Source organism: Synergistaceae bacterium (genome assembly GCA_017450125.1).
GTDB lineage: Bacteria > Synergistota > Synergistia > Synergistales > Aminobacteriaceae > JAFUXM01.
This window is the reverse complement of record JAFSWZ010000028.1, coordinates 15,113-39,331: the sequence shown is the minus strand read 5'-3', so window position 1 is coordinate 39,331 and position 24,219 is coordinate 15,113. Positions and strand designations below refer to the sequence as shown.

Annotated in this window: 24 protein-coding genes and 1 tRNA gene; 22 read left to right on the top strand and 3 right to left on the bottom strand. The window is 55.5% G+C overall.

All coding sequences use genetic code 11. The features are described 5' to 3' along the window. The first annotated feature begins 2 nt into the window (after nucleotides 1-2). The 7 genes from IJT02_06195 to IJT02_06165 all read left to right on the top strand — a co-directional run bounded on the left by IJT02_06195 (nucleotide 3) and on the right by IJT02_06165 (nucleotide 5,798). On the top strand, nucleotides 3-962 hold the full coding sequence (locus IJT02_06195; GenBank protein MBQ7544518.1) for a nitronate monooxygenase: 960 nt from the start codon (nucleotides 3-5) through the stop codon (nucleotides 960-962). Next, nucleotides 963-1,901: an ACP S-malonyltransferase gene (gene fabD / locus IJT02_06190; GenBank protein MBQ7544517.1), complete on the top strand. Its 939-nt coding sequence runs from the start codon at nucleotides 963-965 to the stop codon at nucleotides 1,899-1,901. It begins immediately after the preceding gene. Further along, nucleotides 1,889-2,620 carry a 3-oxoacyl-[acyl-carrier-protein] reductase gene (gene fabG, locus IJT02_06185; protein MBQ7544516.1) on the top strand — a complete coding sequence of 244 codons (732 nt, stop codon included), beginning with the start codon at nucleotides 1,889-1,891 and terminating at the stop codon, nucleotides 2,618-2,620. Before fabD ends, fabG begins: the two co-directional genes overlap by 13 nt. 43 nt (nucleotides 2,621-2,663) lie before the next feature. Further along, nucleotides 2,664-2,924, top strand: a complete 261-nt coding sequence (acpP, locus tag IJT02_06180; GenBank protein MBQ7544515.1) for an acyl carrier protein — start codon at nucleotides 2,664-2,666, stop codon at nucleotides 2,922-2,924. 85 nt (nucleotides 2,925-3,009) lie between these two features. Then, on the top strand, nucleotides 3,010-4,263 hold the full coding sequence (gene fabF, locus IJT02_06175) for a beta-ketoacyl-ACP synthase II (protein ID MBQ7544514.1): 1,254 nt from the start codon (nucleotides 3,010-3,012) through the stop codon (nucleotides 4,261-4,263). Continuing rightward, on the top strand, nucleotides 4,256-4,981 hold the full coding sequence (rnc, locus tag IJT02_06170; GenBank protein ID MBQ7544513.1) for a ribonuclease III: 726 nt from the start codon (nucleotides 4,256-4,258) through the stop codon (nucleotides 4,979-4,981). Before fabF ends, rnc begins: the two co-directional genes overlap by 8 nt. Beyond that, nucleotides 4,971-5,798 carry a hypothetical protein gene (locus IJT02_06165; protein MBQ7544512.1) on the top strand — a complete coding sequence of 276 codons (828 nt, stop codon included), beginning with the start codon at nucleotides 4,971-4,973 and terminating at the stop codon, nucleotides 5,796-5,798. The genes rnc and IJT02_06165 overlap by 11 nt, the downstream gene beginning before the upstream one ends. Here IJT02_06165 and IJT02_06160 read toward each other — a convergent pair. Together IJT02_06160 and IJT02_06155 are read right to left on the bottom strand one after the other, a co-directional pair. Further along, nucleotides 5,795-6,766, bottom strand: coding sequence for a nitroreductase family protein (locus IJT02_06160; GenBank protein MBQ7544511.1), 972 nt, complete (start codon nucleotides 6,764-6,766; stop codon nucleotides 5,795-5,797). The two genes, IJT02_06165 and IJT02_06160, sit on opposite strands and share 4 nt — an antisense overlap. Before the next feature lie 103 nt (nucleotides 6,767-6,869). After that, entirely contained in the window at nucleotides 6,870-7,265 is a 396-nt protein-coding gene (locus IJT02_06155; protein ID MBQ7544510.1) for a C_GCAxxG_C_C family protein, read from the bottom strand. A 112-nt stretch (nucleotides 7,266-7,377) separates the two neighbouring features. On the opposite strand from IJT02_06155, the gene IJT02_06150 reads away from it, so the two are divergent. The 5 genes from IJT02_06150 (at nucleotide 7,378) to IJT02_06130 (ending at nucleotide 10,600) form a co-directional block, all read left to right on the top strand. Then, nucleotides 7,378-8,196 (top strand): purine-nucleoside phosphorylase, encoded by an 819-nt coding sequence (locus IJT02_06150; GenBank protein ID MBQ7544509.1) that lies wholly within the window; start codon nucleotides 7,378-7,380, stop codon nucleotides 8,194-8,196. A 5-nt stretch (nucleotides 8,197-8,201) separates the two neighbouring features. Continuing rightward, a complete protein-coding gene (locus tag IJT02_06145; protein MBQ7544508.1) occupies nucleotides 8,202-9,113 on the top strand; it encodes a M23 family metallopeptidase in 912 nt (303 codons plus the stop codon). Then, nucleotides 9,113-10,174 (top strand): mannose-1-phosphate guanylyltransferase, encoded by a 1,062-nt coding sequence (locus IJT02_06140; GenBank protein MBQ7544507.1) that lies wholly within the window; start codon nucleotides 9,113-9,115, stop codon nucleotides 10,172-10,174. Before IJT02_06145 ends, IJT02_06140 begins: the two co-directional genes overlap by 1 nt. A 45-nt stretch (nucleotides 10,175-10,219) precedes the next feature. Next, nucleotides 10,220-10,302, top strand: a tRNA-Leu gene (locus IJT02_06135). A gap of 31 nt (nucleotides 10,303-10,333) precedes the next feature. Further along, nucleotides 10,334-10,600 carry a 30S ribosomal protein S20 gene (locus tag IJT02_06130; GenBank protein ID MBQ7544506.1) on the top strand — a complete coding sequence of 89 codons (267 nt, stop codon included), beginning with the start codon at nucleotides 10,334-10,336 and terminating at the stop codon, nucleotides 10,598-10,600. A 62-nt stretch (nucleotides 10,601-10,662) separates the two neighbouring features. Here the strand turns inward: IJT02_06130 and IJT02_06125 are convergent, their stop codons facing one another. After that, entirely contained in the window at nucleotides 10,663-12,126 is a 1,464-nt protein-coding gene (locus IJT02_06125) for a sodium/proline symporter (protein MBQ7544505.1), read from the bottom strand. 268 nt (nucleotides 12,127-12,394) lie between these two features. Between IJT02_06125 and flhA the strand changes: the two genes are divergently transcribed. The 10 genes from flhA to IJT02_06075 are packed head-to-tail and all read left to right on the top strand — an operon-like array spanning nucleotide 12,395 to nucleotide 24,183. After that, nucleotides 12,395-14,557, top strand: a complete 2,163-nt coding sequence (flhA, locus tag IJT02_06120; GenBank protein ID MBQ7544504.1) for a flagellar biosynthesis protein FlhA — start codon at nucleotides 12,395-12,397, stop codon at nucleotides 14,555-14,557. Between the two features lie 46 nt (nucleotides 14,558-14,603). Beyond that, nucleotides 14,604-16,079: a flagellar biosynthesis protein FlhF gene (gene flhF / locus IJT02_06115; GenBank protein MBQ7544503.1), complete on the top strand. Its 1,476-nt coding sequence runs from the start codon at nucleotides 14,604-14,606 to the stop codon at nucleotides 16,077-16,079. A 54-nt stretch (nucleotides 16,080-16,133) separates the two neighbouring features. Continuing rightward, nucleotides 16,134-17,063, top strand: a complete 930-nt coding sequence (locus IJT02_06110; GenBank protein ID MBQ7544502.1) for a MinD/ParA family protein — start codon at nucleotides 16,134-16,136, stop codon at nucleotides 17,061-17,063. A 51-nt stretch (nucleotides 17,064-17,114) separates the two neighbouring features. Further along, nucleotides 17,115-18,194 carry a chemotaxis response regulator protein-glutamate methylesterase gene (locus tag IJT02_06105; GenBank protein MBQ7544501.1) on the top strand — a complete coding sequence of 360 codons (1,080 nt, stop codon included), beginning with the start codon at nucleotides 17,115-17,117 and terminating at the stop codon, nucleotides 18,192-18,194. Between the two features lie 36 nt (nucleotides 18,195-18,230). Further along, a complete protein-coding gene (locus tag IJT02_06100; protein ID MBQ7544500.1) occupies nucleotides 18,231-20,294 on the top strand; it encodes a chemotaxis protein CheA in 2,064 nt (687 codons plus the stop codon). Nucleotides 20,295-20,304: 10 nt separating this feature from the next. After that, nucleotides 20,305-20,943, top strand: a complete 639-nt coding sequence (locus tag IJT02_06095; protein MBQ7544499.1) for a chemotaxis protein CheC — start codon at nucleotides 20,305-20,307, stop codon at nucleotides 20,941-20,943. Then, nucleotides 20,943-21,434: a chemotaxis protein CheD gene (locus tag IJT02_06090; GenBank protein ID MBQ7544498.1), complete on the top strand. Its 492-nt coding sequence runs from the start codon at nucleotides 20,943-20,945 to the stop codon at nucleotides 21,432-21,434. The genes IJT02_06095 and IJT02_06090 overlap by 1 nt, the downstream gene beginning before the upstream one ends. Nucleotides 21,435-21,455: 21 nt before the next feature. Next, nucleotides 21,456-22,208 carry a FliA/WhiG family RNA polymerase sigma factor gene (locus IJT02_06085; protein ID MBQ7544497.1) on the top strand — a complete coding sequence of 251 codons (753 nt, stop codon included), beginning with the start codon at nucleotides 21,456-21,458 and terminating at the stop codon, nucleotides 22,206-22,208. Nucleotides 22,209-22,219: 11 nt separating this feature from the next. Then, a complete protein-coding gene (locus IJT02_06080) occupies nucleotides 22,220-23,836 on the top strand; it encodes a DUF342 domain-containing protein (protein MBQ7544496.1) in 1,617 nt (538 codons plus the stop codon). After that, entirely contained in the window at nucleotides 23,836-24,183 is a 348-nt protein-coding gene (locus IJT02_06075) for a hypothetical protein (GenBank protein MBQ7544495.1), read from the top strand. The genes IJT02_06080 and IJT02_06075 overlap by 1 nt, the downstream gene beginning before the upstream one ends. Nucleotides 24,184-24,219 lie beyond the last annotated feature (36 nt).

Genomic DNA, 24,219 nt, shown 5'->3' with positions numbered 1-24,219 from the left:
AGATGTTACTTAGAGAAGATAACAGGGTGTGCAAGTTACTGGGCACAAAGTATCCCATAATTCAGGGAGGAATGGCGTGGGTAGCTAACGCCGAGCTAGCTTCAGCTGTCAGCAACGGAGGAGGTCTCGGGGTAATCGCCGCCGCCAACACTCCGCCTGAGATTCTGGAGCAGGAGATCATCAAGGCAAAGAGCATGATTGAGCCGGGCAGACCTTTCGGCCTGAACATTATGCTGATGAGCCCGACAGCAGAAGCCGCGCTGGAAGTTGCCGCGCGACAGAGAGTCCCGGTCGTAACGACAGGTGCAGGAAGTCCCGGCAAAGTCCTCGAACGCCTGAAGCCTCTCGGAACGATTGTGATTCCCGTAGTTGCGTCGGTAACTCAGGCACGCCGCGTCGAGAAGCAGGGAGCAGACGCAGTTGTAGCTGAGGGCATGGAAGCAGGCGGGCACATCGGAGAACTCACTACGATGGTTCTTACCCCGCAGATTGCGCAGGCGGTGAAGATTCCTGTTGTGTGCGCAGGAGGAGTCGCCGACGGCAGGGGAGTTGTCGCGGCGTTTGCTCTCGGTGCTGAGGGAGTGCAGGTGGGTACGCGCTTCATCTGCTGTGATGAATGCACCGTGCACATGAACTACAAGAAGGCAGTCTTGGCCGCCAAAGACAGAAGCACCGCGATAACCGGCCAGTCGCTGGGGCATCCCGTTAGGTGTCTGCGCAACAAGCTCACTGCAGAGTTCGAGAGGTTAGAGGCAGAACGTGCGCCCGCCAGCGAGATCGAGGCTCTGGGCACAGGCAAGCTCCGTGCGGCAGTTGTTGACGGCGACGCGGACTGGGGCTCGCTGATGAGCGGTCAGAGTGCCGCAATGGTCAACGAGATTCTTCCCGCAAAAACAATCATCGAGAATATGTTTGCTGAGGCAGAGAAGGTTCTCTCACGTGTCGGGGAGGTGAAGGCGTAAATGTATGCTCTTGTGTTTCCCGGTCAGGGCTCGCAGACCGTCGGAATGGGACGCGAATTGTTCGATGCCTTCCCTTCTGCTAAGGCGGTCTTTGAGGAAGCAGATGATGCATTGTCCTCACACCTCACGCGCCTGATCTTCGAGGGCCCTGAAGACGAGCTTACCCTCACGATGAACGCACAGCCCGCAATAATGACCGTGAGCATCGCGGCTCTCCGTGCACTGACGACAGAACTGGGAGCAGAGTTAGCCCCTGCGTGTGCCGCCGGACACAGTCTCGGTGAGTACACTGCTCTTGTCGCGGCGGGAGTGCTGTCGTTCGCTGATGCGGTGAGGCTCGTGCGCTCACGCGGAACGTTCATGCAGGAGGCAGTCCCCGCAGGTACGGGCGCAATGGCGGCGGTTCTTGGGCTGGACGCTGAGGGCGTGAAGGCTCTGTGCGAAGGTGTAGCTCCGAACGGCGAAATCTCACCCGCAAACTTCAACTCTCCGGGGCAGGTCGTTATCTCAGGACTGAGCGAGTACATCGACAAAGCCATAGCCGAAGCAAAGACCTACAAGGCGAAGCGCATAGTCAAGCTCAACGTCTCTGCACCGTTCCACAGCAAATTCATGAAGCCTGCCGCAGAAAAATTGCGTGCTGAGTTCGAAAAAGTTTCGTGGAATCCCGCAAAGTATGATATTATCGCTAACGTATCAGCAAGCACCGTAAAGACACCCGAAGAGATTCGCGACTCGCTTTACCGCCAGACCTTCAGCCCTGTGCTGTGGGAAGGCTCGGTGCTGTACATGGCTGACACTCTCGGGATAACTGAGTACTACGAGCTCGGGCCGGGCGAAGTGATTGCAGGCCTCATCAAACGTTGCAAGAAGGGCGCGGCCGTCAAGTCGGGCGGAACACCGCAGGCACTGGAGGCAATTCGGGAATGCTTGCACTAGTTACAGGTTCATCACGCGGCATAGGCAGAGCAATAGCTCTCGAACTTGGCCGGAACGGCTTTGACGTTGCAGTGAACTACAACAGGAGCGCAGAACCGGCGGAAGCTCTCTGCACAGAAATACAGTCGCTCGGCGTAAAGGCAGCGGCCTTCAAGGCAGATGTCAGCAGTCAGGAGGAAGTCGCAAGATTGTTCGCGGAGGTCAAGGCCTCTATGGGCACGGTGAGCGTCCTTGTGAATAACGCAGGGATTACGCGCGATAATCTCTTGATGAGGATGAAGTCCGAAGACTGGCAGGCAGTAATCAGCGCGAACCTGAACTCCTGCTTCTTCTGCACTCAGGCGGCAATCCGCGACATGGCGAAAGCACGTTACGGACGAATCATCAACATCGCGTCGGTCGTCGGAATCACCGGCAACGCAGGACAGGCGAACTACGCGGCCTCAAAGGCGGGGATAATCGGCTTCACGAAGTCCGTAGCACGCGAGTACGCGGCAAGAGGCATCACGGCTAACGCAGTAGCACCCGGCTTCATCGAGACGGACATGACGGCAGTCCTCAAGCCCGACGTGAAGGACAGCATCCTGAAGACGATACCTGCAGGAAGAATCGGAAGCCCTGAGGACGTAGCGAGAGCAGTTGCGTTCTTTGCGCGCGAAGAGAACGGATACATCACCGGCACAACCCTCGCAGTTGACGGGGGAATGACAATGTGCTAATTATATATGCACGTAAAGCATCTTAACGGAGGAGGTGAACAACATGGCGACAATCACAAAGGAAGAGGCTGTAGCAAAGCTGAAGTTTATAGTGTCCGACCGTCTCAAGGTTGAGGAAGACCAGGTAACCCCCGAGAAGAACTTTGTCGAGGATCTGGGAGCTGACTCGCTGGACATAGTGGAGCTCATCATGGGAATCGAGGAAGAGTTCGAGATCGATATTCCTGACGAGGAGGCCGAGAAGCTGACATCAGTCGGCGAGGCAATGGATTACACGCTCAAGAAACTCGGCGTGGAGGACTAATCAGGCAGCAATTAACCTGGCATTTTTGTGGGGGAAGAGCTCTATTGTTCTGTCCCCCTGTTTTGTATAGAGGAGCGTGAAATTCTTGACAAACAACAACAAGCGCAGAGTCGTCGTAACAGGCTTAGGCCCTATAAGCCCGATAGCGTTAGGGAAGAAAGATTACTGGCAGGCCTTGCGGGACGGCAAGAACGGAATATCGAGCATAACGACATTTGACTTGGGGGACTGTCCCGTAACGTTCGGAGCGGAGATAAAGAACTTTGACCCGAGCGTCTACATGCCCGGCAAGGAAGCCCGTAGGTCAGACCGTGCGATACAGTTCGCGGTTGCGGCGGCCAAGCTGGCAGTTGAGGACGCGGGGCTGGACGTGAAGAGCGTTGACCCTTACAGGCTGGGAGTGTACATCGGCACGGGTCAGGGAGGAATCGAGACATCCTTCAACAACTTCAAGACGATGCTGGAGAAGGGTTCGCGCAGGGTCAGCCCGTACTTCATCCCGATGATGATAAGCAACATGAGCACGGCCTACGTCGCAATAGTTCTCGGTGCTAAGGGCCCGAACCTCTGCGTAGTTACGGCGTGCGCGACATCCCTGCACTCGATGGGCGAGGCGTACCACACAATAATACGCGATGATGCAGACGTGATTGTCGCCGGAGGAACTGAAGCGGCACTTCGCACGATAGCGATTGCAGGCTTCGCGTCGATGAAGGCACTCTCAACCCGCAACGATGATCCCGAGCACGCCAGCAGGCCGTTCGACAAGAACAGGGACGGCTTCGTGATGGGCGAGGGTGCAGGTGTAGTTGTGCTCGAGGAGCTGGAGCACGCACTTGCACGCGGAGCGCACATTTACGCGGAGTTCACGGGCTACGGGACTTCCTGCGATGCCGGGCACATTACCGCCCCTGACCCCGAAGCTAAGGGAGCAGCCTACGCAACGCGCAAAGCCATAACGATGTCGGGCTGGACACCAGAGCAGGTGGACTACATCAACGCTCACGGGACATCCACCGGCCTCAATGACAAGATGGAAGCCGGAATGATTAATGCAGTCTTCGGAGACGCGGCCAAGAACATCACAGTTACTTCAACGAAGTCGATGATTGGCCACTGCTTGGGAGCTGCAGGAGGCCTCGAGGTCATCGCGTCGATGCAGGCCATCGAGGAAGGCTACATTCACCCGACACTGAACTACGAGACTCCTGACCCTGAATGCGACATCACGATCTCCACCGGCGCGGGCGTGAACAGAAACGTAGACCGCCTTCTCGTCAACAGCTTCGGCTTCGGCGGGCACAACGGAGTGTTAGCGTTCCAGAAGTACAATGACTGAGATAAACCTTGATGCCCTCAAGAGCAAGGCACGCCTTGACCCGCACGAGATAGCGTTTCTCGAGGACGGAATAGGCTACACGTTCAGCGACAAAAGCATTCTCGAGCAGGCACTGTGCCACTCGTCATTCTCGCATGAATACGGCCTGCCCTACGACAACGAACGCTTAGAGTTCTTCGGGGACTCTGTGCTGGAATTTATCGTGAGCCGCTCGCTCTTCAGGATGTACCCTGACGCTAACGAAGGCGAACTCACGAGGATGCGCGCTGAGCTGGTGAAGTCTGACTCGCTGTACGTGAAGGCGGAAGCCCTGCGTATACCGTACATTGTCCTTCACGGGCACACGATGAAGACCGGCTCTCTCCCGAAGTCCGTAACGGCGAACGCACTCGAGGCAGTACTTGGTGCGGTGTGTCTTGACGGCGGAATGGGAGCGGCAGAACGTGTGGTGAAGAAGCTGTTTCTCAGCGACGCGGAAGAGCAGGCCGCCGGAACAGACCCGAAGCTGAAGCTGCAGATGTGGCTTCAGAAGCGCGGGATGCCTTTGCCGGAGTACGAGCTTGTGAACGTTACCGGGCCGTCTCATGCACCGACGTTCACTGTGAGGCTGTACCTGTCGGGCTTCTCGCATACAGAGAGCGACAGGACGCGCAAGGGAGCAGAGAAGAAGGTCGCTGAGCTTGTGCTTGACGACTTGAGGGCGAAATTTGGCGAGTAAGTTAGCCGCGCTGGCAGTTTTGTGCGCAATGTTACTGACGGGCAGGGCAGGTTACTGTGATGACAAGCTCAACGTTGCAGTGTGTCATCCGTGCCTTGCCCTGCTTGTCTCGTTCATCGGAGGCCCTGAAGTCAACGTTATTCCTCTGCGCGTGTGGAACGCCAACGGAGACCTTGTGCTTGCCGAACGCGGAAAGTCCCTGCGCGAGCTTGAGGAGGGTGCGAAGGTTATTGCGCTAGACGAGAACGACGCTAAGGTTTCTGGTGTTGACGGCCGGAAGAAACTTGCTGTGAGGTGCCTGTACTCGCCTTTTCCTGCGGAGGTGAATGCGCTCTGGGATCCGTCAGTGATTCCGTTTGTGGCGCAGAGGGTCTTGACGGCGTTGTCGGAGTGGGATGCGCAGAATTACCCGCACTATCAGCGTAGGCTCGCGGAGTTTCAGGCGCGAATGTCGAGTTCTGTGCTTGTCGGGCAGGTCTTGAAGGACGTAACCGTGTGCGACATGAGCGGGTCGTCGGGGATTCTGCTTCAGGCGGCTGGGTGCAGGATTCTCCGTCCTGAGGGGCTGGAGCTGTGGCAGAAGGGGAACATGGCGGGGCTGCGGGAGGTTCTGGAGAGCAACAAGGCGCAGGGGATCACGACGCTGATTGACGACGACACTCCTCCTGCGCTGAAGAAGTACTTGGCCGGGCGGGCTGATGTGTTCAGGTGGGAACGTCCCAGCCTTGAACGTGATTACCCGTCGTTTCTTCATGAGCAGTATATATCGCTGTGGCAGAAGGTAATCACCAAGCCTCTGCCGGGACGCAAACGCTAGAGCTCCACCGCAACCGTCTCAACCGGCCGTCTCTGCGCACACGCATAAACCACCTCCTCCTCAGGCTCGCCTATCCCTACAAACGCAGAGATAACCTCGCTCGAACTTATTCCGAACTCCTGCCGTATCTTCTCCTGCCTAGCATTCACCTGCAGGAACTGGAACAAGCATGACCCCAGACCGTGCGCGTGTATCGACAGCACCAGTGCTCCGAGAAAGATTCCGCCGTTCAGGAACTCTTGGTCGTTCATCTCTGCGGGTGTCAGTAATGCCCTGTCGCAGGTTACTATCAGCGCGTCGTGGACGTTCGGTGCGACGAAGGGCTCTACTCCGGCTTTGATGATGCGCTTGACGGTGTCGGGGTTCTCGGAGAAGTAGACCTTGAAGGGCTGGCGGTTGCAGATTGACGGGCAGTACAGAGCGTCCCTAACAATATCGTTGATTGCCTCGCGGGGAATTATCTTGTCCTTGAAGCGTCTCACCGAGTGCCGCGAACTCACGAACGCGTGATAGTCGAAGTCGTTGTGTGCGAAGATTTCCGCGCGCGGGATTCTTTCAACTCCTCCCCTGAAGTCCAGAGGTATACCGCACTGCTCGAGGAAGGCCGCAAAGACTGCCTTATCCTCATCATGCCCTACAACTTGGCCAAGTGCTGAGTGAATCACAGCGGCACATTCCCTCACCGTGAAGTCCTGAGGGGACATGCCGCCGTCTATAAGCTCCGATAGTCTGTCGATAAGCTGGCTGTACTTGACCGTGTCGATGTAGCTGGTCTTGCCGACAACCATAGCTTTCTCCATCTGGTGAACCTGCATCAGGCACAATGTTGCTGTTCTGTCTGACTGGCTCATCGCTGCTCTGCCGGTGTTGTGCCACATTGCGCGTGCCGCGCCGATCGCCTGACGTACGCGCTGAATGCGGGCTATGTTCTTCTCACCGAGTACGGACTTTATGGCCTGCTTGATCATTGTCCGGCCTCCGTGAAAGTCCTGATTATCAGCTGTGAATGGGCATAGTTATGGCGTGATGCGTGATGCGTGATGCGTGATGCGTGATTATACACAGATACTGTCATTGCGTCAACATTCCCTCCAAAATTTTTACTGCATTCCTTACGCAGTCGTCGCAGGAACATAATACCTTCCCTGTCCCGACTCCCTTGAGCTCCTTACAGATTGAGGCTCCGCACTTGTCCGTGAACGCCTTGTACAGTTCCGCAGCGTCCTTGCGTATGGGTTTGCCCTCGTACTTCATGAGTCCCAGCACCATCTGTGCACCGCAGAGCGCGCCGCAGGTTGCCTCCATAGTTCCCATTCCGAGACCGAAACCCGCTCCGAGCTTCTTCATGGTCTCTTCACTTACTCCCGTCTCTTCGCTGAATACACATGCTACTGCCTGTGCGCAGTTGTAGTGTGCGTCGCCCGTCCTGTTCTTCAGCTCTACAGCTCGTTCTTGTTTTGCCGTCATTACGTTCTGCCCCTTTATTTTGCGTGGAAATTTCAGTAATTGTATCATGCATTCAGCCGTCAACACCGTATGCTAGAATACGTCAATCCATTAACCTAAGGAGGCGGTTACTATGACAACTTATAACTACGAACAGGCACTAGAAGCAGCGGACTACATCAGACGCTTTCTCCCAGAACAGCCCGAAACCGTAATAGTCTCCGGCTCAGGACTAGGAGGTATTGCGGACGCGGCAGAAAACACCACAACCATAGACGTTGCTGACATTCCGCACTGGCCAGGCTCAACAGCACCAGGGCACGCGGGAAAAATCATCATCGGGAGAATTTCAAGCAGTCCCGTAATCATCCAGCAGGGCAGAGTGCATTACTACGAGGGGCACTCAATGAAGGCAGTAACTTTTCCCGTCCGTGTCTTCGGGATGCTCGGAGTGAGGAACTACATAGCCACGAATGCCGCCGGAGCAATCAACACGTCTTACAGTCCCGGAGACATCATAGCCGTAAGAGACCACATCAACCTCATGGGAGCGAACCCTCTCAGCGGTTCGAACGACTCGCGCTGGAATGAACGTTTCCCCGACATGAGCCATGCTTACAGCCCGGCGATACTCTCTGTGCTTGAAAGCTTCGGCCTGAGGCAGGGAGTTTACGCGGCATTCATGGGGCCGTCCTTCGAGACACCGGCAGAGGTGAAGATGGCGGGGTTTCTCGGCGCAGACTTGGCCGGAATGTCCACAGTCCCCGAAGTCATTACGGCAAACGCTATGGGCTTGAGGGTTGCAGTTCTGTCGTGCGTCGCGAACATGGCGGCAGGGATTGAGCCGGACAAAACTCTGACGGGGCAGGAAGTCCTCGACGTGATGAAGAAATCTTCAGGGAAACTTGCCGGGCTTCTCGTGAAACTCATAAAGAATCTGAATCAGGAGTGAATTATATGCGCACAAGAAAATTTCTGCTGTCAGTGCTGTTTCTCCTGCTCTGCTCCTCCTCAGCATCAGCAGCATCATGGGTGAACTTTCCCACGAGCTGGGACTTGGGACAGGCTTTCGCGGTCTCGATAACCTCCACAGCCGACTACTCTTCGCCGTCAGTTACGTGGATGGACAGGAGCATTGCCCTCAATGTAGAGCAGGGAGGAGCGGGGAAAATCTCCTACGCTCTGCTCGGCACTGACGTGAGGAAGGTCAAGCCGGGCAGCTACCCTATACGTTTCGAGTTCGTTCAGGGCGGCAGGAAGTACAAGGCCTCAGGGTTCATAACGATACGCGCCAAAGATTACCCGAAGGAGAACCTCACGGTGAATCCCAAGATGGTCAACCCTCCGAAGAAGGAGCTCAAGCGAATACGTAACGAATCCCAGCTCGTCGGCGCAGCTCTCCGCTCTATGACAACGCCGAGACAGTGGACAACGCCGCCCCAGCCTCCTCTGACGAACATAACTTTGACGAGCCAGTACGGCAAGAGCCGCGTCTACAACGGACAGCCCAGAGCCGGGCACAACGGAGCTGACATCAGGGCGGTTACCGGCACGAAGGTGCGTGCTCCGTTCGCGGGGACGGTGATACTGACGGGTTTCCACTATTACGCGGGCGGGAGCGTCTACATTGACTCCGGCAACGGTGTAATCACGGCTTTCTTCCACCTGAGCGAGATAAACGTCAAGAAGGGTGATAGTGTCGTCAAGGGGCAGGTTGTGGCCAAGTCCGGCGCGACTGGAAGGGTTACAGGCCCTCACCTTCACTACAGCCTGATTCTGGGCGGGCAGTTCGTTGACCCGATACCGCTTCTGTCGACGAGCATTACGCAGATGCTGAAGCTTGGCACGAAGTCTATGGTGAACAACTGATGAGCAATACCTACGCACTTATCCTCAGCGGGGGAAGCGGGACGAGACTGTGGCCGCTCTCGCGGGAGAGTTTTCCGAAGCAGTTTCTTGCTCTTCACGGCGAACGCACGCTTCTGCAGACTACGGCTCTGCGTATGCTTAACGTTGTACCGCTCGAGTTCCTGCGTGTTATTTCCGGCGCAAAGTGGCACGACCTCGTGAACGCTCAGGCTACAGAGGTTTTCGGTGCAGAGAATCTTCCTGAGGGCTTCATCATCGAGGAGCCTTGCGCGAGAGGTACTGCTCCGGCAATTCTGCTTGCGGTCGAAGAATTGCTGTCGAAGGGTGCAGAGGCTGATGATGTCATGATCGTTGCACCTAGCGACGCGTTCATCAGGGACAGCAGAATCTTCGCGGAGGCACTTAAGGTTTCGGTTAGGGCGGCGCGGGACGGGTACATTGCGACGCTGGGGATTGCTCCGACACGGCCTGATACAGGCTTCGGGTACATCCGGCAGGGGAAGGCACTTGAAGGAGGTTACTGCGAGGCTGAAAGGTTCGTGGAGAAACCTGACCTCAAGACAGCGCAGGAGTATCTGCGTTCGGGCTCGTACTTCTGGAACGGAGGAATCTTCATCTTCACGCCCCGATGCCTTTACGCTGAGCTTGAGAACGCTGACCCTGAGCTCTTCGCGCTGGCCAAGAGGAAGGCTGTACGCTCGGAGTTCGCGGGAGTGAAGAACGTTGCGTTCGATGTTGCCGTGATGGAGAAGGCAGAACGTGTCGCTGTTGTGCCGCTGGTGAACTCGGGGTGGTCTGATGTAGGTTCGTGGGACGCGCTTCACGATGACGTTCTCGAGCACGACGAGAGCAGGAATGTCGTTGTCGGCGATGGTCTGCTTCTGGAGAGCGAGAATTGCTTTGTGCATTCGCGGGGGAAGCTGGCTGTCCTGAACGGCGTTAATGATCTGGTTGTGGTGGATACGCCGGATGCGCTGTTCATCACGAGGCGGGGGAAGTCTCAGGAGGTCAGGGGCGTGGTGAAGCACCTGCGTGAAATGGGTATGACCGACAAGGTTTGACAAAACTTGAATCGCAGTGTATTTTATGCATCATCGATAACAATTGCCGGAGTGGCGGAATGGTAGACGCAGCGGACTCAAAATCCGCCGGGAGCGATCCTGTGGGAGTTCGAGTCTCCCCTCCGGCATCATCACACAATCATTCAGGAGAGAAAGTTTATGCCCAACAAGAAGTCAGCAGAGAAGCGCGTAAAGACAGCCGAGCGCAATCGGTTATACAACAGGCACTGGTCATCCATGTGCAAGACCGCCGTCAAGAAACTCCTCAAGGCCGCCGCAGCCGGAGACGCAGAAGCTGCCCGCAAGGTCTTCGACAGCGCACAGAGCGTTATCGACAAAGCAGTGGCGAAAGGCGTAATGCACAAGAACACCGCCGCCCGCCGCAAGGAACTAATGGCCAGACACCTTAAGGCAATGAACGCATAACCTCAGCACGTAACAAAACCTCCCCCGAGAATCTCAGGGGAGGCAATTTTTTTCTCCAAATCTTACTCGTTCGACATCGTCAGTGCACGGTCAAAGAGTGCCTCAACCTCAGATGAAGGCTTCGGCGACAGCACCGACACAACTACAGCCGCCAGCAGTCCCGCGAAGAAGCCCGGAATTATCTCGTAGACTCCCGTGTGGGACATGTACATTAACCACGCAATGTCCACAACAGCACCGACGAAGATTCCGCACGCCGCGCCGGAGAACGTAAAACGCTTCCAGAACAGGCTCAGCATTATTGCCGGGCCGAAAGCAGCTCCGAACACTCCCCACGCGTTGGAGACGAGGGACATTATCGAGCCCGCGTCAGGGTTCGCCGCAATGTACAGTGCCGCAAGAGCGATGAGCAGAACCACATAACGCCCCGCCCAGAGCATCTCTTTTTCCGTAGCCTGATTCCTGCGGATAACAGGATGGTACACGTCCGACGCAAACGCCGAAGCCGCCGCAAGAAGCTGACTGTCTGCAGTGCTCATTGCCGCCGCAAGAACCGCCGAGAGCATTACGCCCGAAATCAGAGCAGGGAAAATCCTCCGCGTCATCACGACAAACACGAGCGAGTTCGCATTCACATTGTCATCAAAGCCGATGAACATTCTCCCTACTACTCCGACAAGAACAGCGAAGCCCAAGATTATCAGCGTCCAAGAGATGCCTATCTTGGCCGACTTGCGTAGCTCCTTCTGTGAGTTGATGGACATGAAGCGGATGATGATGTGAGGCATCCCGAAATACCCGAGCCCCCAGCCCAGACCTGAGACTATGTCCTGCCACGAAGAAAACATGTTCCAGTAGTTGGGCGTGTCGATTGATGCAGAAGCACCGGGCTCAAGCATTGTTGCCGCCGCTATCGGGACAATCAGCATTGCCGCAAGCACCAGCATTCCCTGAAAGAAGTCAGTCCACGATACTGCGCTGAACCCTCCGAGAAACGTATAGCCGATTACGATTACTGCCGCGAGGTACATTGCTACGGTCGTGTTAATGCCTGTTACGGTGTTGAAGAGCGTACCGCAGGCCTTGATGCTCGATGCCGCGTATACCGTATAGGCCACGAGGAACACTGCCGCAGAGATTATCTGCAGTGTCTTCGACTCCGACAGAAAACGGTTAGTGAGGTACTGGGGGATAGTGATTGAGTCGTTGGCCGTAATCGAGAACGCGCGAAGTCTGGGGGCTTCGTAGATCCAGCTCAGCGAGTAGCCCAGCGCGAGACCTACAGCAATCCAGACCTGGCCAAGTCCGAGAGCGTAAACCGACGTAGGCAGTCCCATTAACACCCACGCGCTCATGTCCGACGCTCCGGCGGAAAGTGCCGCAACCCACGGCCCCATCTTCCTGTCTCCCAAGAAGTAACCCTTCTCCGTCTGATGCTTGTCCTTCACGAAGAACCATACTCCTATTGCGAGCATGAATACCAGATAAATGATGAATACGCTGACTTCTACATAATTCATTGCCATGAAAAACTCCTATCGTCAAAAAATTCTATGCAGTCTATCACATTATGCAAGTCTATTTCCAGTAAACATTCAAAGTTGCTGGTCTGTCATTCTTGTTCTTGATGATGAGCACCAGCGCGCCTGCAAAAAGTCTGCGTTTCATGATGTAGTACCTCCTGTGAGATTTGTGATGCTGGCTGTAGATTATAGTATGGTTTCCTGTTTTACGGCTTTTCGTGTAAAATACAAGGCTGATTTTCCACAACATTTATTCTGCAATTGAACGGGGATGAGTTTCACTTTGCCAGAGGCCGCCGCCGCAAGCGTACCAAGTATGCGCAAGAAGGTTCAGAGCTATTCCGATATCGGCGTGGCTCTCCTTATGGTGCTCATCATCATCATGATGGTCGTTCCCCTGCCGACCTGGCTCATTGATATACTGCTCGCGATGAACATAACTCTCGGCGTGGTTACGCTGCTTGTTACGTTCTACGTCAAGAGAGCGTTAGACCTCTCTATCTTCCCGACGCTGCTCCTGATTTCTACGCTGTTCCGCCTGTCGCTCAACGTCTCCACAACGAGGCTCATACTGCTTTACGGCAACGCAGGCGAACTCATCAACGCCTTCGGGAATTTCGTTGTCGGCGGAAATTACGTCGTGGGAATAATCATGTTCCTGATTCTGGTCATCATTCAGATGCTGGTAATCACTAAGGGTGCTGAACGTGTCGCAGAAGTCGCCGCGCGTTTCACTCTCGACGCAATGCCTGGCAAGCAGATGTCAATTGATGCTGACCTCAACAGCGGACTTATCGACGAGCAGGGAGCGAAGCAGAGAAGGCAGGACATTCAGCGCGAGGCGGACTTCTATGGAGCGATGGACGGTGCAAGCAAGTTCGTGAAGGGAGACGCAATCGCCGGCCTCATAATCACCACGATAAACATTGTCGGCGGGCTCTCAATCGGAATCTTCATGCGCGGAATGGACGCGGCTCAGGCAGCAGGACATTACAGCCTTCTTACCGTAGGGGACGGACTCGTCGGACAGATTCCCGCCCTGCTGATGTCTACCGCAATGGGCGTAATCGTTACGCGTGCCGCCGCAAGCTCAGAACTTGGCCCGGACCTCATCAACTCCTTCACGCGTTACCCGAGACCGCTGTATATCGCTTCGGGTATGCTTATGTCGATGGGACTTATTCCCGGACTGCCTACAGTGCCTTTCGTGTCGTTGTCCTTACTCACGGGAGCACTGGGCTATGCCGTCAGCCGTGAAGCGAACGTTCAGGCAATCAACGCCGAAGAACAGGCCGCACTCGCACCCGGAACAGCAGGCCAAGTCCCCGCCGGAGCACCCGGAGCACCTTCCGCGCCCGGAGCACAGGCCGAACCTCCGAAGGCCGAGCCGGTGTCTCCTGAAGACGTGATGAAGCTCCTCACGGTTGAACCGATGGAGGCAGAGATTGGGTACGCGATTATCCCGCTGATTGACCCGGGACAGGGCGGAGACATGCTCGACAGAATCGGCACGATACGCAAGCAGATGGCCTTAGAGATGGGGATTGTCGTTCCGCCGATACGAATCCGCGACAACATACAGATAAAGCCCACAGAGTACATATTAAGGGTGAAGGGTGCAGAGGCCGGAAGAGGCGAACTTCTCCCCGACCACTACCTCGCCATGAACACAGGAGCAGTCGCAGAAGACCTCATCGGCGTTCCCACGAAAGAACCGGCATTCGGGCTTCCCGCGCTGTGGATTTCGCCAGACCTGCGGGACAAGGCAGAGGCGATGGGTTACACGGTCGTTGATGCTCCGTCAGTGCTTGCAACGCATTTGAGCGAGGTAATCAGGAAGAACGGCGCAGAACTCCTCACGCGTCAGGAAGTCCAGAAGCTCACTGACATGGTCAAGGAGAACTCTCCTGCTGTCGTCAATGACCTGTTAGCGTCGCTGTCTCTGGGTGAGATTCAGAAGGTTCTGCAAAACCTCATACGCGAACAGATACCGATACGCGACCTCGTTACGATCTTTGAGGCACTCGCTGACTTCGGCAAGATGTCCCGTAGTGTCGACTTCCTCACCGAACGCGCAAGAGAAGCACTCTCACGCCTAATCTCCTTGAAGATTCAGGGCCCGGACGGAGTGATTACAGCCGCGACTCTCTCGCCGAACTGGGAGCAGAAGATTACGGCCGGTGTTGACGGAGATTTGGCACGGGGCTGGCAGCTGAACTTAGACCCGCGCGAAGTTCAGAGGATGATTTCCGCAATATCCCGCGCAATGGAAGAGATGATCGTCAAGAACCTTCCGCCCGTGCTGCTGGTTCACCCTGATGTGAGGCTGATTGTGCGCAGGCTCATTGAAGGCTCGATAAGCAACATCTTCGTTGTGTCGTACAACGAGATAACGCGCGGAGTACAGATAAAGACAGTCGGAATGGTGGAGTAGCTATGAACATGAGAATAAATAATTATTATGCTAAAGGGTACACTCAATGCGGGTTACTAACCAGATAACTTTCACCGCAAAAGACGACGCAGAAGCTCTCAGGCTAGCCGCTGAACGTCTGGGAAGAGACGCAGTCATCCTCTCAACGCAGATGATAAAGGAAGGCGGCGTATTGGGGATGTTCAAGCGTTCTGTCCTGAAGGTTACGGCCGGAATCCTCGAGGAAGACGACACCCGGCCTCAGCCCAGACCCAGACAGGCAACCGTAACATCAACAGCTTCGACGATGGACGAGGACACGAGGCGCGAGAACCTTATAGCGTTCCAGAAGCTGATGGAGTTCAAGGAACGCGGAGGGAGTCTCTCGTCGTCTGCGCCTGCCGAACCTACCGCACCTCTCGGGGAAGAAGGCTACAGGCTTCCGCAGGGCGAGAACATACAGATTTCCCCCGAAGGCCTCAGAAACGCTTACGGCCTCACCACACGTCCCGCACCCGTTACGCCTCCGCCGCAGCCCGCGCCGGTCATGCCGCCTCAGCAGCCAGTTCCCGCAGTTCCTGCCGCACCGTCAATGTCCGACAGCGACGCAAGGATGCTCAGGGATCAGGTGGGCGCGCTTGCCGACAGAATAGACGTTCTGCTTCAGAGAATCACTGCTGTCGAGAACGGTGTCTCTGTCGCTGTACAGCAGAGAGCCCCTGTTCAGGCTCAGACATTCCAGCCTATGCCGCAGCTCTCGCAGGAAGACTCGGGAGTCGAGGGACGGCTCAGGGCTTCGGATGTCGACGAAAGGTATATACGCAAACTCCTCGCTGATTACGCAATAGCCTCGAAGAAGGACAAGAGCAAGAAACTTCCCTTCACGAAATGGCTGGCAACACAGATAGAGTGCTCGGGCGACAACGGAGGAGATGCCGTAGGTGGCAGAAAGGTCATGCTTCTCGGCCCTACAGGTGTCGGCAAGACCACGACAATCGCCAAGCTCGCCGCAATCAAAGCACTCTGGGAGCACAAGAAAGTGTTATTGCTCACGGCGGACACGTACAGGATCGCAGCGGTCGAACAGCTCAAGACGTACGCGAAGATTCTCGGCGTGCCGATAGAGATAATCTTTGACATAAACACAATACCCAACGCAGTCGAGGAACACGACAACGCAGAGATAATCCTTCTCGACACTGCCGGAAGGTCTCAGCGCGACAAGAAGAACATGGATCTGTTCGAGAACATCTACAATGCCTTCATGCCCGATGCCGTACATCTTGTGCTCTCCGCAAACATGAAGTACAAGGACATGCTTGACGTTGTCGAACACATCCCCAACATCCCGGTGTCCCACCTGCTTTTCACGAAACTTGACGAGACGGTAAGCTACGGCTCAATCTTCAACATTCAGCAGGTAGTAGGCTGTCCTGTGTCGTTCCTGACGGTCGGGCAGAACGTCCCCAAAGACATAGAGACTGCGACAGGTTCACGTATAGCGGATTTCCTGATGAAGTCCGAAGACGAACGAAAGCGTTAGAGGCAGATGGCGCGTTATGAATACAATCCCGATCAGGCTGGAGAATTAAGGCGTATGGTACAAGACAACAGGCAGAAGAATACTCCCCCTCAGAGGCTGCACACGCTCTCAATTCTGAGCGGCAAGGGAGGAGTCGGAAAGAGCAACATTGCGGCGGCATTGTCATTTGCGCTGGCAGATTTCGGCAAGAGAGTCGTCCTCATAGATGCAGATTTGGGCATGGCGAATCTGGACATACTTTGCGGGGTCAACAACGCACGCTATAACATCTCGCACCTCATCGACGGCTCTCGCAGCCTCAACGAAATTCTTGTCCACTTCAGGACTTCGCAGAGAGCTACCGCAAGGAACGGAGCAGTCGCGCTTCTTCCCGGAGGCGTGGGCTTGAAGGACATTGCCGACCTTGATGATAACGACATGGAGAGGCTGTTTGAGCGAATGTCCGGCATCGAGACGCTCTCTGACTACCTCATTATGGACGCAGGAGCAGGGATTCACAGGGGCGTTCTGTCGTTCGCCTACGCGTCGGAGATAACGATACTCGTAACCACCCCAGAGCCCACGAGCATACGAGATGCTTACGGTGTGATAAAGTCTCTCGGTGCGGCGGCATGGGAGAGCATCGAGGGAGCAACTACCGGCCTTATGCTTGTCGTGAACATGGCGGAAAGTTCCCGCGAAGCCTCAGAAGTCGCAGAACGTATAAAGCTCGCGTCGATGCAGTTTCTGGGCAACGCTCCCGTGTACTTGGGTTACGTCCTCAGGGATGAGGCGATAGAGCGTTCCGTCAAGGCCCGCAAGATCTTCTACAGGACTGACCCGGAGTCCAATGCCAGCATCTGCGTCAGGAACTTGGCCGGAGAACTCCTGAAGCTGTGCGAGGGCGCGGACATAAAGCCTGAAGCTCTCAGACAGCCGGAGGGCGGAGGAGTCAGGTCATTCTTTAGGCGGCTTACGAAGAGTTTATTCTCAGACGAGAAATAAGGCTATAATTACGCAATCACACAGCAAACAGAAAGGAGACAGCAAGACAGCATGATACCCAGGGGCGGAAAAATAAGGGTACTGGTAGTCGACGACAGCGCATTGATGCGGCAGTTCATCAGCGACATTCTGCGTTCAGACCCGCGCATCGAAGTTGCAGGTACAGCACGCGACGGCAAAGACGCAATCGCGCAGATACAGAAGCTGAAGCCCGACGTTGTTACGATGGACGTAGAGATGCCCAACATGGACGGCCTCACGGCACTTGAAGAGATAATGCGGACTAACCCGCTCCCCGTGATAATGGTCAGCTCAATGACGCAGGAGGGCGCAGAGACAACCTTAAAGGCACTCGCGCTCGGATGCGTTGACTTTATCGGCAAACCGTCAGGCTCAATTTCCCTGAACATCAAGACCATCGGACATGAGATTATCGACAAGGTAATAGCCGCAAGCACAGCGCGCCTTAGGACAAAGGCAGGTCTGATCTCGCAGCCCCAGCACACTTTGCCGAGAGCACCAGACTTCAGGAGGATGAACCCTCCCATGAACCTGACGGGACGCTATGACATCGTGGCGATCGCGAGTTCAACGGGCGGGCCTATGGCGTTGAGCGAACTCATCCCCAAGCTCCCCAAGAAGTTCCCTGTGCCGATCGTGATTACGCAGCATATGCCCAAAGAGTTCACTACGTCTTTCGCGAAACGTCTCAACGACACGTCAGCGGTCGAGGTGGTCGAGGGCTTCGAGGGACTCACGCTGAAACCCGGCAGAGTAGTCATCGCTCCGGGCGGAAGCCACCTAATCGTCAAGAGGCGCAGCGGCACTGCAGTGTGCGGACTGTCTGATGCTCCTCCTGTACTCTCGGTGAAACCTGCCGCCAACATCATGTTCCTGAGCGTTGCTGACGAATACGGCGGAAATGTCCTGTGCGTAATCCTTACAGGAATGGGCAGGGACGGCACGGACGGAGCTGTCGCGCTCAAGAGGAAAGGTGCGTACGTCATCGCAGAGAGCCAGAAGACCTGCGTTGTCTACGGAATGCCTAAAGCTGCCGTTGATGCCGGAGTAGTCGACGAAGTTCTGCCGCTCAACGAAATACCTGATGCTATGGTCAGACTGGTTAAATGATAAATTCTTGAAGGGGGAATACATACTTTGTCAGATATGGATATGAGTCAGTATCTCGGGGCGTTCCTCGACGAAACTGACGACAATTTACAGAGACTTGACGATATGCTGCTGGCACTCGAGAAAGATATGGTTGATATGGACGTAATCAACGAAATCTTCAGGAGTGCCCACACGCTTAAGGGAATGGCTGGAACGATGGGCTTCACGCAGATGATGGGGCTTACCCACGCGATGGAAGACCGTCTCGACGAAGCCAGGAAGGGTACGCGTCCCCTCACCGAAGCGGACATGAACCTTCTGTTCACGGGACTGGATAACCTTCAGGCGATGGCGGACAGCATCAGAGGCGGCGGGAACGATGCACACATTGACGTGTCGGACATGGTAGCACAGCTCCGCAACAAAGCTCCTGCAGAAGCTGCCCCTTCTGCCGCACCAGCCGCTCCAGCAGAGGCCGCACCGGCAGGAGGTACCGTCTCGTCTCAGGATGCCGACTGGGCCAAGAAAGCCAACGACGAAGGCAGCAACGCCTACAGCGTACATGTAACGCTCAGCCAGTCGTGCCTTCTGAAGGCCGCACGTGCCTACATGGTGGTGAACAGGCTTGAGGAGATGGGAGAGATTTTCCGCGCAGAGCCCCCGACGGACGCGCTGGAACGTGAGGAGTTCGAGTTCGAGTTCACGATTTACGTTGCGACTCCCGCATCAGCTGAGGAGGTCAAAGCCGCAATCGAGAAGATAGGCGATGTTCAGAGTGCAGATGTCGATGAGGTCAAGGCAGACGCAGTTCCAGCACCCGCCGCCACTCCAGCACAGGCAGCAGCACCTGCACCCGAAGCAGCACCTGCGCCCGAAGTCTCTGCACCCGCACCTGCTTCAAGCGCGCCAGCCAGACCCGCCGCATCAGCAGCACCGGCCAAGAAGGAAGGCGCAAAGAAGTCCAGCCAGACAGTCAGGGTTGACATCGGCAGGCTGGATAAGCTCATGAACCTCGTGGGTGAGCTCGTTATCTCGCGTGCAAGAATTGAGCGTCTTGTTCAGGAAGCAAGGCTGAGGCAGTTTGACGAGACGCTATCACAGCTGGGCAGAATTTCCGGCGACATTCAGGAGCTCGTTACGAAGCTGAGGATGGTCCCGGTAAGTTTCACGTTCGACAGATTCCCGCGTCTTATCCGCGACCTCAGCAAAACCCTCAACAAGAACGTTGAGCTTGTCCTTGAAGGCGAAGACACTGAACTTGACCGTACAGTCATCGACGAGATCGGCGACCCGATGGTTCACCTCATCCGCAACTCTATGGATCACGGCATCGAGCACCCCGACGAACGCAAGGCACTCGGCAAGCCCGAGAAAGGTACTCTGAAAATCGCGGCATACCAAGAAGGAAGCGGCGTTGTTATCGAGGTCAGCGACGACGGCGCAGGCATTGACCCCGAGCGCGTGAAGCAGAAGGCCATTGAGCGCGGGATTCTCACTGAGGACAGAGCCGCCATAATGAGCGACGAGGAGGCAACACAGATAGTCCTTCTTCCCGGCTTCAGCATGGCGAAGCAGATAACAGACCTTTCCGGGCGCGGAGTGGGAATGGACGCGGTCAAGACGAAAGTTGAACAGCTTGGCGGACAGTTTGACCTTGTCAGCAAGAAGAACGAGGGCACTCACGTTTACATCAGGCTTCCTCTGACGCTGGCTATCGTGTTGTCGCTACTCATTAAGGTCGGCAACGAGACCTACGCTATCTCCCTCGAGAACGTCGAAGAAACCATAATGGTGCGCAAGGAAGACATCAAGACAGTTCACGGCGAACCTACGACACTCCTTCGCGGAGAGGTGCTCTCGCTGAACATTCTCGGGGACATTCTCGGGACAGACGACATCGAGCGCGACAGGGACGAATACCCCGTTGTTGTGGTGAAGATCGGCAAGAACAAGATAGGCTTCATCGTGAGCCAGCTCATCGGACAGCAGGAAATCGTCATCAAGTCTCTCGGCCGCTTCCTGAGCAAGATTGACGGCATAACGGGCGGCACGATACTCGGAGACGGCAACGTTGCGCTTATCCTTGACGTTGCATCGTTCTACTCGACGAAGAACTAGGAGACTCCCGATGTCAGACATGGAATCGTTCAGCACCTTGCAGCTTGACGCAATCAAGGAAGTCGGCAACATCGGCACGGGCAACGCCGCAACAGCATTAAGCGGCCTCCTGAACCGCAAGATTCAGATGACCGTCCCCAAGACCGAGCTCGTCTCGATTTACGACTTGGGGGAACATTACGGAGACCCCATGCAGATAGTAGGTGCTGTGTTCGTCAGGTCATTGGGAGGCTTCCAGTGCTCTCTGATATTTATACAGAACGAGGAAGATGCCCGGCTCATGGTGGAGCTTCTGCTCAAGCAGCAGTTCGGGACGTTTATTCCTGTGGGGGAAATCCCGCAGGACATGACCGACAGCGCACTAAGCGAAGTGGGCAACATCGTGCTGAGTTCCTTCCTCAACGCGATAAACATGCTTCTTGGCACTCAGCATCAGATCAGTGTCCCGGGAGTAGCACATGACATGCTGAGCTCAATACTCGATGTTGTGGCATCGATATACGGGCAGATGGGAGAGACTGCCCTGCTCGTCAACACAGAATTAAGCGTCGAAGGTCTGGAAGAAGGCCGCAAAGTCTCCGGCCACATAATACTTATTCCTGACCCTGACGCACTTGAACTGCTCCTGAGAAAGCTAAAGGTGATGTGATGGCAGAAAATACTATCGTTCTGGGCATGGCTGACCTCACAGTCATCCGTGCACCGATAAAACTCGTTACGCTCGGGCTGGGCTCGTGCATCGGGCTCGTGGTCTACGACTCTACGGCAAAAATCGCCGGCATGGCTCACATAATGCTTCCGAACAGCAGGGGGCTCGCAGGCTCAGAGAAAGTCGGGAAGTTCGCAGATACAGCAGTCCCGAAGATAATTGACGACATGCTCAGGCTCGGCGCGCTCAAGAACAGGATACGCGCAAAGATAGCCGGAGGAGCGCAGATGTTCTCCCTGCCGGGAATGTCAGCGGACTTCCTCACGGTCGGCGCAAAGAACGTCAGCGAAACAATGCTGAAGCTCCGCTCGCTCGGTATCGCGCTGGCGGCAGCAGACACAGGCGGGAACAAAGGAAGGACAATAGAGTTTTCTACGAGCAACTGGATGCTGAAGGTCAAGACGCTCGGCAAAGGCGTGAAGGAAATCTAGGCGGGGGTGATGCTGGGAAAGATGAAGACTGATGAGGAGAAATTGTTGTGGGAAGAATTTGCGCGCACCGGAAAAGGCCGTGATGAGCTTATAACGCGTTACCTTCCGCTGATAAAGTACGTTGTCGGCAGAATGGCAGTAACTCCGCCTTCCGGGCTGGACTATGAGGACATACTCAGCTTCGGGGTGTTCGGGCTTCTCGACGCAGTGGACAAGTTCGACCCGTCCAAAGGCTTCGTGTTCCAGACCTACGCGATCCCGCGCATAAGGGGTGCAATTCTCGACGAACTTCGGAAATGCGACTGGTTTTCACGCACCGGCCGCGAGAAAGTCCAGAAGTACAACAAAGCGTTGGAGAAGATACTTCGGGACAAGGGCGAGATGCGCGATGAATGGATAATGCAGGAGATGGGTGTTGACGCGGACGAGTACTACGAGATTCAGGAGCTGGCTTCGCGCGGGTACATCGCATCGCTTGATGACACTGCTCCGCTCGACGACGGAGAAGTCCCCGTAGAAGCGACACTCGCCGACGACCGCGAAACCGCCGCAGACCGCCTAGACGACGAGAGCGAGAAGCAGCAGCTCGCCGAAGCACTCGGTGAACTCCCTGACCGTGAACGCACAATGCTGAGCCTGTACTACTACGAGGGCCTGACCCTCAAGGAGATAGGCGCAGTTATGGGTGTCTCGGAAAGCCGCGTCTCGCAGATTCACGGCAAAGGACTGTCAATGCTCCGCGCAATTCTCCGTGAAAAACTCAACGCATCATAGGAGGTGAAGACATGATAGACAAGGAGATATTCTCCCTCGAAGCGCGTCCCGACGGAATCTATCTGTCCTGCTTCAGCAAAGACTTCAAGGAGAACGACGTTTATGCCTACCTCAAGGAGTATGGGATAATCCGCTATGACTTCAAGGCAATCCGCAAGTTCATTCAGGACGGCGAGACCTGCAAAGTCAGCGTGCGCAACCCTGCTTTCGAGAAGGACGCAAAGATTCTCGTAACGATTTCCGGCGACAGGATGACAGCCAGCGTTGCGATAGAGCCGCCGTTCTTCGCGAAGCCTTGGCCTACCGTCGAGGAAGTGCTTAGAGCATTGGCCGCTAGCCACGTGAAGATAGGCATAGACGAGAAAGCAATAGAGTCATTGATAGCCCGAAAGCTCGGAAACCAGCCCGTAGCAGTTGCAACAGGAATACCGCCGATAGAGGGCAAAGATGCGTACATAGAGCTTATTAAGGACCCGGACAAACCTTTTGAGGTGCGCGAGGACGAAAAGATAGACTTCTGGAGCAGGAGCACAATAGTAGTCGTCCATCCCGGCCAAGAAATCGCCCTCAAGCATCCTCTTCAGAGCGGCAAGAACGGAGTCGATGTTACCGGCGGTGTCGTGAAGTACAAGCCCGTCCGCAACGTAGAATTTTCCTTCGGGGACGGCCTCAAGAAAGACGAGATGAATCCTCTGCTGCTCGTTGCCACTGCAGAAGGACAGCTCAAGAACGAACACGGAAGGCTTGTAGTGCTTCCTGAGCTGGACATTCACAGAGATATAGATTTCGGAGTCGGTAGCATAGACTTCACGGGAGCAGTGAAGATTCACGGGGCAGTGCGGGACGGCTTCCACGTTGTGGCGCAGGGGAACATAGACATTCACGGCCCCGTAGAGGGTGCGGACGTGGACAGTCAGGGCGTAATTGTGATTCACGGCGGAGTTCGCGGGACGGGCAAGGGAACGATACGCGCGAACGGAGATATATCGCTGAGTTTCTGCGACCAGGCGACGATTCGTGCTGGCGGAAGCATCCTCGTGAAGAACGCGGTACTACACAGCAGGCTTTACGCACAGCGTGCCGTTATCGCGCTCGGAGGCGGGAAGCAGTCCCAGATTGCGGGCGGAAGAATCGAGGCGGGGCTTGAGGTCTCGTGCAACATTCTCGGCTCTGAAATGGGCACGAAGACTGAAGTAATCGTCGGCCTTCCTCCTGAACAGCTCGAGAAGCGCAAAGTCTTCACGACTGAGATAAAACGCTGTGAGGAGAATCTTGAACGCGTAGAGCCGAACCTTGCACTCCTCAAGAAGATGGAGCAGGCCGGACAGCTCGACGACAACAAGCGCGTGATGATGATGAACCTCACGAAGATGAAGTTCCAGCTTCAGGCGGCACTTGAGGGCATGAAGAAGGAGCTCGCCGAACTCGACGAACAGCTTGCGCTCGTGAGGGACAAGGGAATCATACGCGTCAAGGATGTATGTTACGGAGGAGTGGTAATTTCCGTGAGAGGCCTGAAGTACATAGTTCACGAGCCGTGCAAGTATACATCATTCGTTGCGGACGACGAGAAACGCGAGATTGTGCTTCAGCCGTTCGACTACAATAAAGGGAGGCTTGGCGGATAATGTCATTACAGCCGGTGAGTATGGTGATGTCGAACCTGAACGTGGACAGCACAGCGAGGCACACGCCCAATGCCCTTGCGGCGGCGCAGGACACGGGACAGCGTCAGGAGATTATTCAGGAGGGCATAAGGGTAGTGCAGACCGTCCAGGCCAGCCAAGCGGCGGCAGAGGCGCAGAGGGTTCACCGCAAGGACGCTGGGGACGAGCAGGAAGGCAGAGGACGGAGGGGGCGGGACAGTTTCGAGCACACGGACTCTGAGGAGGAGACGGGGGCTGTGAGCGTGGAGAGTGCACCGCTCATAAGAGAGACAGTCAGGAACAGGAAGAAGTTTGAGTTTCTTGCATAAGAGAAGTACTTAGAGTCCCTCTGGTCAAGGAAGGCC

What these genes read in the sequence shown, in the direction of transcription:
- IJT02_06110 (MBQ7544502.1), top strand. Translation starts at nt 16,134, where the DNA reads ATGGTACAAGACAACAGGCAGAAGAATACTCCCCCTCAGAGGCTGCAC.
- flhF (MBQ7544503.1), top strand. Translation starts at nt 14,604, where the DNA reads ATGCGGGTTACTAACCAGATAACTTTCACCGCAAAAGACGACGCAGAA.
- IJT02_06125 (MBQ7544505.1), bottom strand. Translation starts at nt 12,126, where the DNA reads ATGGCAATGAATTATGTAGAAGTCAGCGTATTCATCATTTATCTGGTA.
- IJT02_06160 (MBQ7544511.1), bottom strand. Translation starts at nt 6,766, where the DNA reads ATGATCAAGCAGGCCATAAAGTCCGTACTCGGTGAGAAGAACATAGCC.
- IJT02_06085 (MBQ7544497.1), top strand. Translation starts at nt 21,456, where the DNA reads ATGAAGACTGATGAGGAGAAATTGTTGTGGGAAGAATTTGCGCGCACC.
- IJT02_06095 (MBQ7544499.1), top strand. Translation starts at nt 20,305, where the DNA reads ATGTCAGACATGGAATCGTTCAGCACCTTGCAGCTTGACGCAATCAAG.
- IJT02_06140 (MBQ7544507.1), top strand. Translation starts at nt 9,113, where the DNA reads ATGAGCAATACCTACGCACTTATCCTCAGCGGGGGAAGCGGGACGAGA.
- IJT02_06090 (MBQ7544498.1), top strand. Translation starts at nt 20,943, where the DNA reads ATGGCAGAAAATACTATCGTTCTGGGCATGGCTGACCTCACAGTCATC.
- flhA (MBQ7544504.1), top strand. Translation starts at nt 12,395, where the DNA reads ATGAGTTTCACTTTGCCAGAGGCCGCCGCCGCAAGCGTACCAAGTATG.
- IJT02_06195 (MBQ7544518.1), top strand. Translation starts at nt 3, where the DNA reads ATGTTACTTAGAGAAGATAACAGGGTGTGCAAGTTACTGGGCACAAAG.
- rnc (MBQ7544513.1), top strand. Translation starts at nt 4,256, where the DNA reads ATGACTGAGATAAACCTTGATGCCCTCAAGAGCAAGGCACGCCTTGAC.
- IJT02_06075 (MBQ7544495.1), top strand. Translation starts at nt 23,836, where the DNA reads ATGTCATTACAGCCGGTGAGTATGGTGATGTCGAACCTGAACGTGGAC.
- IJT02_06150 (MBQ7544509.1), top strand. Translation starts at nt 7,378, where the DNA reads ATGACAACTTATAACTACGAACAGGCACTAGAAGCAGCGGACTACATC.
- IJT02_06100 (MBQ7544500.1), top strand. Translation starts at nt 18,231, where the DNA reads ATGGATATGAGTCAGTATCTCGGGGCGTTCCTCGACGAAACTGACGAC.
- IJT02_06130 (MBQ7544506.1), top strand. Translation starts at nt 10,334, where the DNA reads ATGCCCAACAAGAAGTCAGCAGAGAAGCGCGTAAAGACAGCCGAGCGC.
- IJT02_06145 (MBQ7544508.1), top strand. Translation starts at nt 8,202, where the DNA reads ATGCGCACAAGAAAATTTCTGCTGTCAGTGCTGTTTCTCCTGCTCTGC.
- fabD (MBQ7544517.1), top strand. Translation starts at nt 963, where the DNA reads ATGTATGCTCTTGTGTTTCCCGGTCAGGGCTCGCAGACCGTCGGAATG.
- IJT02_06105 (MBQ7544501.1), top strand. Translation starts at nt 17,115, where the DNA reads ATGATACCCAGGGGCGGAAAAATAAGGGTACTGGTAGTCGACGACAGC.
- IJT02_06155 (MBQ7544510.1), bottom strand. Translation starts at nt 7,265, where the DNA reads ATGACGGCAAAACAAGAACGAGCTGTAGAGCTGAAGAACAGGACGGGC.
- IJT02_06080 (MBQ7544496.1), top strand. Translation starts at nt 22,220, where the DNA reads ATGATAGACAAGGAGATATTCTCCCTCGAAGCGCGTCCCGACGGAATC.
- fabG (MBQ7544516.1), top strand. Translation starts at nt 1,889, where the DNA reads ATGCTTGCACTAGTTACAGGTTCATCACGCGGCATAGGCAGAGCAATA.
- acpP (MBQ7544515.1), top strand. Translation starts at nt 2,664, where the DNA reads ATGGCGACAATCACAAAGGAAGAGGCTGTAGCAAAGCTGAAGTTTATA.